Genomic DNA, 2,380 nt, shown 5'->3' on the forward strand with positions numbered 1-2,380 from the left:
TGGCGGTGATGCGACCCTGGCCTATGCCTTCGGTGATCGAGCTGCCGTCAGCTTTAAGCTCACCGCTGGTATAGAAGCTGTAGAGCGCAGCACCCAACGGATCGGCAAGTGCGATCTTGACTTGCCTGCTCTTGGCCTTGAGCCCGAGCGCAACGCCGGCGAGCGTGCCGCCGGAGCCGACGGCGGACACGAAGCCGTCGACCTTGCCGCCGGTTTGGGTCCAGATCTCCTCGGCAGTCGTGCGGATGTGGCCGTCGCGGTTCGCGACATTGTCGAACTGGTTCGCCCAGATCGCGCCGTTCGGCTCCGACCGTGCCATCTGCTCGGCGAGCCGCCCCGAAAGCTTCACATAGTTGTTCGGGTTCTTGTACGGCACGGCCGGCACTTCGATCAGCTCGGCTCCCAGGATCTTGATCGTGTCCTTCTTCTCCTGGCTTTGCGTGTCGGGGATGACAATGACTGTCCGGTAGCCGAGCGCCTTGGCGACCAGCGTGAGGCCAATGCCGGTGTTGCCGGCGGTCCCTTCGACGATGACACCACCGGGCCTCAGCAATCCGCGATGTTCGGCGTCCCTGATGATGAAGAGGCCTGCACGGTCCTTGACCGATTGTCCCGGATTCATGAATTCGGCCTTGCCCAGGATCTCGCAGCCGGTTGCGTCCGAAGCCTTGTTGAGCCGGATCAAGGGGGTGTTGCCGATCGCTTCGATCACATTACGGGGCATGGGGATTCCTTTATGCGTGCGGCGAGACCCTAAAAACCGGAAGCCGCGGTTTCAAGGCAAGATTTTGCCTGGTCCAGTCGCATTCGGGACGCTGCAATGCTCCCGAGCATTTCAACGATGTCATCCAAAAGCGCTCTTTTCATCCCATTTCTTCGCCGCTAGAGCACTAGCCCAGATAATTCGCAGGACTTTCAATGACACTCTACCGGGCCAACCCGAAAGACGGTGTCGCCTGGATCACGGGCGGCAGCAGCGGCCTCGGCCGGGCGCTGGCCAAGGACCTGGCGAGGCAAGGCTATGCCGTCGCGGTGACGGCGCTGGCCAGCGATCCAGCCGATACGCTGCTGGTTGAGACCGCGCAGATGGCCGGCCACGTGAAATCCTTTCCCTGCGATGTGACCGACGAAGAAGGGATGGCACGCACTGTCGCGGCGATCGAGAAAGACATGGGGCCGATCGTGCTCGCCGTCTTCAACGCCGGCAACTATATCGCCACCCCCGGTGAGCATCTCGTGGTGCGCGATTTTCATCGTTCCTTCGCCGTCAATTATTTCGGCATCGTCAACGGACTGGTGCCTGCGGTCGACTATATGCGCACGCGAGGACGCGGGCATGTCGTCCTGGTCGGGTCGGTCACGGCCTATTCCGGCTGGCCGACCACCGCCGCCTATGGCGGCACCAAGGCGGCAATCAACATCCTGGCGGAATCGCTGAAATACGACTTCGACAAGATGAACATCCGCATCCAGGTGATGAATCCGGGCTTCGTCGACACGCCGCTGACCGAGAAGAACATGCTGCCGATGCCGGGCCTGATGCCTGTTCACCGGGCATCGCGCCGCATGGCGCGCGGCATCCGGAGGGGAGGCTTCGAAGTCACCTTCCCCTATCACATAAGCTGGCCGCTGAAGCTGCTGGGCCTGCTGCCGCGACCCGTAGGCCGACTGGTGATCGGGCTGACCACCAGCTGGCGGGGACGGCCGTTGTATTTCGACCGCAAGACGCCGGGCGAAAAAAGTCCAACGGACAAAGCGGCGTAAAGCGCCTCGCGCTGAAACGCATTCAGGCAACGCGCTTTATGCCTTTCTATGCAAGTCGTTTCGCAAAACCGTCGCAGGCTTTTGCACGACATCCGCTGATCCGGGAGAGATTGCCTCTCGGTGGGCACCGCCATAGGTTGAGAATTGTTGCTTGGAGTCGGTCATGGGGCGACGGATCTTGCTTGCGGTACTGGGTCTCGTCGTTATCCTCCTCTCAGGCTTTTACCTCGGCCCACGCGTGGCGGTCGATACGACGATCCGTTTCGATCCTTCGGCGATCGGCGACGATCCGCAGGCCTATCTGGCGCGCGAAGAAGCGGCCGTGCCCAATATCCGTGACGGGTTGGACAAGGAGATCATCTGGGCGAATCCGTTGGTTCACGCCAAGACCAAGCTTGCGATCGTCTACATCCACGGGTTTTCGGCATCCAAGGGCGAGATCCGGCCGCTGCCGGACGACGTCGCCGGGGAGATCGAGGCCAATCTCTTCTACACCCGCCTGACCGGCCACGGGCAGGACGGCGCGGCCATTGCCGAAGGCAGCGTGAATGCCTGGATCAACGACTATGAGGAGGCACTGGCGATCGGGCGCGCGATCGGCGAGAAGGTGATCGTT

The 2,380-nt window shown here is 61.8% G+C and carries 2 protein-coding genes and 1 pseudogene; 2 read left to right on the plus strand and 1 reads right to left on the minus strand.

From position 1 onward, the window contains the following. Window positions 1-724: cysteine synthase A (locus EOA60_RS29055; RefSeq protein WP_128312330.1), on the minus strand; the 724-nt coding region annotated here is incomplete at its 3' end. Window positions 725-918: 194 nt separating this feature from the next. Between EOA60_RS29055 and EOA60_RS29060 the strand changes: the two genes are divergently transcribed. Both EOA60_RS29060 and EOA60_RS29065 read left to right on the plus strand, forming a co-directional pair. Beyond that, entirely contained in the window at window positions 919-1,764 is an 846-nt protein-coding gene (locus tag EOA60_RS29060) for an SDR family oxidoreductase (protein ID WP_066989643.1), read from the plus strand. A 163-nt stretch (window positions 1,765-1,927) separates the two neighbouring features. Continuing rightward, window positions 1,928-2,380: pseudogene (locus tag EOA60_RS29065) on the plus strand (alpha/beta hydrolase); the annotation flags it as partial.

It is taken from the genome of Mesorhizobium sp. M1A.F.Ca.IN.020.06.1.1 (assembly GCF_004023265.1).
Taxonomy (GTDB): domain Bacteria; phylum Pseudomonadota; class Alphaproteobacteria; order Rhizobiales; family Rhizobiaceae; genus Mesorhizobium.